This window comes from Nitrosomonas sp. Nm33, assembly GCF_900107265.1.
GTDB lineage: Bacteria > Pseudomonadota > Gammaproteobacteria > Burkholderiales > Nitrosomonadaceae > Nitrosomonas.
Genome location: NZ_FNPJ01000108.1, coordinates 1 through 5,355, shown reverse-complemented (window position 1 = coordinate 5,355; position 5,355 = coordinate 1). Strand labels below are relative to the sequence as shown.

The following is a 5,355-nucleotide window of genomic DNA, read 5'->3' as shown; positions in this document are numbered from 1 at the left end:
GGATGATGCGGACGACAGGGGCGGCATTTCAGTGCCGAGTTAGTCGGAATTATCCACAACGGACACCTTGAGCCACACCCCCATCAATAAGTTATGCTACGCTTCTTAATAATGGGTGTCATCCACAAATTCAATGGTAGACACCTTTTCATTTTTTGCAATTCAGCATAGGCTATCTGATTGGCTTTAATGAAAAGTTTTGCTCGTAGTGCAAAATGATTGGCCTTGTGTTTGATCTTCAAGTATTCCAGCTTGAACACGGCATAGATGGCCATGAAAACATGGTTGTTTTGCGCGGTTACCGTACGGGTTGGTGATTTCGCCAATCCCGCATTGGATCTCAGAGACTTATGAAATTCTTCAACTTTCCACCGTTTCTGGTAGATCGTTACGGCGTATTCGCCATCGCACGTTACATCACCTGATAATTTCCAAATCATCGGCAGCACCTTAGTATCGAAATTTCAACCGAGAAAAGACATAAAAAGACCCCCTTTATTGGCTGATACTTTTATCTCTAAGCTTGCGAAAATTATTTTGTGTGTCGCATTCGTTTCATAAACGTATAGGCACACGTTTTTTACTAAGCTTACGAAAATCATCTCGTGTGTCGTATACGTTTCATAAAACTGAAACGTATAGACGCACGTTTTTTTTTAACTTGTTGGTCAATGGATAGGCTTTGTCCGTTGATCTTTCTTGGAGTATGTAATGAAAGCTATCAATATTTTCAGTCAAAAATCCCTTTTAGCGATGCTGGTAGCCGCTATGGGAGCGTTCGGTGGCTCGAGCGTATTTGCTGCGACCGAAACGGGCTCGATGGGTGTATCGGGGACATTGGTAAGTGCTTGCACGGTTTCAGATCCAACACTGGATTTCGGGAATAACATCATTGCACTGTTATCCCAAGCAGATGTTACAGCGGATACGGGCAACACACTGCAGATTGCCTGCACTACAGGAACAAATCCTAAGATTTATTCAGCAACAGCTCGCACTTTAGTAGGATCAGGCACCGCAACGGGGAGCAGTATTGCCTTCAATCTGAGCCAGACCGCTGGAGCTGCAACTGACGACCTGCCAACTACTGCCCTTGGAGCAGAAGCCATAACTGGTTATACTGCAAATGGTGCAGAACAAGCAGTGGTCATTCATGGCAAAGTTCCTGTTGCCAATTATGGTAATCAGCCTGCTGGTCCGTATGCAGCGACGATAATCATGAGCGTAGATTACTAATGATAAGCCAGTCATCCTTCGGATGCTGGCTTTTGTCAGTCAGCATATTGATTGTGAATAGCGCTCATGCCGTTACCATTTCGCCTGTCATGATCGAGTTGTCGAGTGCAAAGCGGGTCGTGTCGGTCACTCTCAGCAATCCATCGGATCAGCCTATCAATTTCCAGGCAGAAACGCTATCTTGGCGTCAATCTGACGGCAACGATCACTACGAGCCTACTGACGAATTAGTCATTGCTCCACCCATATCGCAGATACCGCCGAAATCAAAACAGATTTTCCGGGTAGCCATGCGTGTTCCAAATCTGAATAACGATGAACGCGCCTATCGTCTGATACTGGAAGATGTCAGTGAGGTATCAGCGCCTCAACTGGGTGTAGTTAACATTAGATTTAGACATAACCTGCCAGTTTTTGTCGTTCCTGCCGATGAGGAGAAGGTTTCTTTACGCTGGAGCAAATGTTCCGCTCCTGCCGGCCAAGGTTGTGTGCGCTTAGATAACGACGGTAATCGCCGTATTCGTTTTCTGGAGTTGGTTGTGGCAGGAGATGGATGGCAGAAGACTATTAGCGGTGGCACCGTGCTCTCCAAATCCTGGAAAAGTTGGCAGTTTGATTTAACGCGTGGTCAAAGCCAGCCTGTAAGTATTAAAGCCGAAACGGTAAATCATGGAGCGATTTCAGCCAACCTGTCCGATTAGATTTGAGTACTGGTTGTTCGAAAACGAGATTATTCGTTTGAAATATATCGCAAAGCTGGATGTAGATTGTGATCATGGCTTTAGTGCTGCGGGTAGCCATTTATTTTGCTATCGGCACGAGAAGATTCGCGCGTTTCTCGATATGGCTGCTGCTTCTGGTTTTGATGTCGGGTGCGCGGTCAACTCACGCTTCTGTGACCGAACAACGCGAGCACTCTGGAGGATCCGCTAACAATAAAACTCATCCTCTTGAAACCGAGTACGACAATAAGCCACAGATTCTGCTGCTGGATGTCACGATCAATTCCATTAAGCTTGATGATATTATTTGGGCCGAGCAACTTTCTGATGGTCGTTTGGTTTTACCTGTGGAGGCCTGGCAGAATATGCGTTTGCGCCCTGTTGGCGAGCAACTGACCTTAACCAACGGGAAAACCGGCCACGCGCTGGATGCCATAAAAGGATTGCAATACCAGCTTGATAATGGTCAGTTAGCACTGACCATTATCGCCCCTGCAGAAGCTTTTGAGAGTAGCGCCCTGGATCATGGGCGGGGCGGTACTGTTCCCACTGATGATTCCCAGCCAGGCATCTTTTTTAACTACAATTTAACCGGCACGCGACTCGGCGACGGTAAAATCAGTTACGGGGCGCTTCTGGAAAGTGTGGCATTTAACCGCATGGGCTCGTTAGTAGCGGGTGGATTAGCCCGGGGGAATGAGGATCAGTTCGAATTTATCCGAACGGATACCTATCTCCAGAAGGATCTGCCCGACACTATGGAAACGCTGGTACTTGGTGACACCATTGGTACTGGTGGCGCCTGGAGCAGGCCTGTACGTTTCGGCGGTATTCGATGGGCACGAAACTTCTCGCTTCGCCCCGGTTATTTTACTTTTCCATTACCATCGATTACTGGTTCGGCGGCCTTGCCTTCCACTATCGATGTATTGATCAACAATCAGCGTCAACAAAGTCAGACAGTTGAACCCGGGCCATTTACACTGACCAATATCCCGGTCGTAAGTGGAACCGGAGAAATCAATCTGGTGGTACGTGACATGCTCGGGACTGAGACTTTGGTCACACAGAGCTATTATGCATCTCCTCGTCTACTGGCAAAAGGGCTATCGAGTTTTTCGTTCGAAGCTGGCTTGCTGCGTAGAAACTTCGGTATTCGGAGCAATGATTACGACTCTCCTTTCTTCGCTGGTACCTGGAGGCAAGGTTTCAGCGATGCATTTACTGGTGAAGCCCGGGTTGAAATACAGAAACAGCGTCAGGCTGCGGGTATTGAGATGAGCGGTTTACTGGGAAATTATATCGTCGCACGCACGGCGGCAGCCTATGCTAGAGCTGAAGGGGAACAGGGAGGACGTTATTTATTCGGTTTGGAACGCCGATCACTCAGCGGATCCGGCTCGCTTCAATGGGAGTATTTTGATCGTGGTTATATGCAGTTCGCTGAGCGGCCTGGAGCTATCCGTCCACGTAATCGTATTTCTGCGAGTTATGGGATGCCGATTCCCTTCCTTCAGGGATCGTCACTTGGACTGAGCTATATCAGCCAATCCAATTGGAATGAAGACCCTTTTAAACTGGCAAATGCTAACTTAGGAATTGCACTTCCCTTGAATCTGTTCGCCAGTATATTTGTCAGTAAACAATTTGATCATAATAGTGGTTGGATAGGAGGAATCAATCTTATGCTTCCATTAGGTTCGCAACGTACAGTAGCTGCCAGAACGGCCCGTGATAGCACGGGGCGTATTATCAATACTGTACAAGCCAGCCAATCGGTCCCTTTCGGGCCCGGGGTCGGCTGGCGGTTGCGCGCAAGCGACGACCCTCGCCAATATTTGCAAGCAGGTGGAATTCTCAATACCAATTACGGACAAATTAGAGCTGATACTAATCTGGGAGAAAACGGTTATTCGGTGCGTCTGGGAGCAAACGGTTCGATAGGCTATTTACAAGGCTTTCCTTTTGCTACCCGTAATATTGGTCATGGTAGTTTTGCCGTTGTCAAAGTGGGTGATCTTGAAGGCGTGCCGGTGTATCGTAGCAATCAAATTGTGGCTACGACCAATAGCAGTGGTAAGGCTCTGGTGCCAAGCTTACTGCCGTTTCAGAAAAACCAGATTAGCATTGACCCAAGAGAATTGCCTTTTAATACAGAGATTCAGGGCATAAAGGAGGTGGTGACACCTTATGCTCGTAGTGGTCTGCTTGTGGAATTTCCGGTACGACAAACACGCAATGCATTAGTAGTGCTGCATCAAACTAACGGCCTGCCGGTTCCGGTTGGTGCCAGCGTCACCGTTTCACCGAGTGGCTTGAGCTATACTGTGGCTAGACGTGGTCAAGTATATCTGACTGACTTGGAGGCAGATAATCATATTACCGTGAAATGGCAGGATGGGCATTGCAACTTGCCTATTACTTTACCTATCGATGGTACGCTGGAGCCGGTTATCGGCCCCCTTATCTGTGGAGATTCACAATGAGCAAACCTTTACAATTAGCAGTTTTGTTGCTTCTGAATCAATTGTGGGCTTCAAGTGCGTTTGCTTCGACCTGTACAGTTGACTCATCAGTGCTGGTTTTCGGCAGTTTCAATCCATTGACCGATAATACGGTAGAAAGTACCGGCACAATCAGTGTTACTTGCTCCGAATCGGTGTTCTATACACTTTCCCTCTCTCCAGGTAGTAGTGGCACTTATAGCACCCGCAGCATGATCAATAGTGGCAACTATTTAGAATATAATCTCTACATTGATGCTGGCTATAGTCAGATTTGGGGCGACGGTACTGGCGGAAGCTACACAGTTAATGGTTCGTTTCTTGCTGAAGGGACTGAGAATCACACAATCTATGGTTTTATCCCACTTTTCAATCAGCAAAATGCGAGTGTAGGTGTCTATAGTGACATCATTGCTGTGACACTGACATATTAAGTTAAATTACCTCCGGCAGAGCCGGAGGCTTATTTCTGTTAGCCCCTCAAGGGGGCAAGAATTGGCGCCACCTAAAGGTGGCATCACATACCAAGCTTGAGCTGATCATAATGTTCATCCTCCTTCTCTTGATGTCGGATATATTCTCTAACCATCTCTTCATCCAACCCTACGATCGATACAAAATAACCACGCGCCCAAAAACTTTCACCTGTGAAATTCCTCGATTCCCCCATAAACTTTCGTGCTATCGATATTGCACTTTTCCCCTTGATATACCCTACTACGTAAGACACTGAGTACTTCGGCGGAATACTAATGCACATATGTACATGATCAGGCATCAAATGTCCTTCCACTATCCGGCATTCTTTCTGCTCAGCTAACTCGTGCAATACCTTCCCAAGGTGCTTTCGTATTACTCCAAATATCACCTTTTTCCTTCTCTTCGGAATAAAT

General features: G+C 47.0%; 5 protein-coding genes and 1 pseudogene. 4 read left to right on the top strand and 2 right to left on the bottom strand.

Annotation, left to right across the window (positions count from 1 at the left end):
* Positions 1-83: 83 nt before the first annotated feature.
* A pseudogene (locus BLV54_RS14250) lies at positions 84-383 on the bottom strand (hypothetical protein); the annotation flags it as partial.
* 328 nt (positions 384-711) lie between these two features.
* Here BLV54_RS14250 and BLV54_RS14245 point away from each other — a divergent pair.
* The 4 genes from BLV54_RS14245 to BLV54_RS14230 all read left to right on the top strand — a co-directional run bounded on the left by BLV54_RS14245 (position 712) and on the right by BLV54_RS14230 (position 4,896).
* Positions 712-1,236 (top strand): Csu type fimbrial protein, encoded by a 525-nt coding sequence (locus BLV54_RS14245; protein ID WP_090572271.1) that lies wholly within the window; start codon positions 712-714, stop codon positions 1,234-1,236.
* 53 nt (positions 1,237-1,289) lie between these two features.
* Positions 1,290-1,937, top strand: a complete 648-nt coding sequence (locus BLV54_RS14240) for a fimbrial biogenesis chaperone (RefSeq protein WP_176969793.1) — start codon at positions 1,290-1,292, stop codon at positions 1,935-1,937.
* 74 nt (positions 1,938-2,011) lie between these two features.
* Positions 2,012-4,444 carry a fimbria/pilus outer membrane usher protein gene (locus BLV54_RS14235; RefSeq protein ID WP_090572269.1) on the top strand — a complete coding sequence of 811 codons (2,433 nt, stop codon included), beginning with the start codon at positions 2,012-2,014 and terminating at the stop codon, positions 4,442-4,444.
* On the top strand, positions 4,441-4,896 hold the full coding sequence (locus BLV54_RS14230) for a Csu type fimbrial protein (protein ID WP_176969792.1): 456 nt from the start codon (positions 4,441-4,443) through the stop codon (positions 4,894-4,896). Before BLV54_RS14235 ends, BLV54_RS14230 begins: the two co-directional genes overlap by 4 nt.
* 83 nt (positions 4,897-4,979) lie before the next feature.
* On the opposite strand, the gene tnpA is transcribed toward BLV54_RS14230, so the two are convergent.
* Positions 4,980-5,355, bottom strand: a 376-nt coding sequence (gene tnpA, locus BLV54_RS14225) for an IS200/IS605 family transposase (RefSeq protein ID WP_143032534.1), incomplete at its 5' end; no start/stop codon positions are given.

Excerpts from the sequence above, each read along its gene's own strand:
- BLV54_RS14235 (WP_090572269.1), top strand. The coding sequence starts at position 2,012 with ATGGCTTTAGTGCTGCGGGTAGCCATTTATTTTGCTATCGGCACGAGA.
- BLV54_RS14230 (WP_176969792.1), top strand. The coding sequence starts at position 4,441 with ATGAGCAAACCTTTACAATTAGCAGTTTTGTTGCTTCTGAATCAATTG.
- BLV54_RS14245 (WP_090572271.1), top strand. The coding sequence starts at position 712 with ATGAAAGCTATCAATATTTTCAGTCAAAAATCCCTTTTAGCGATGCTG.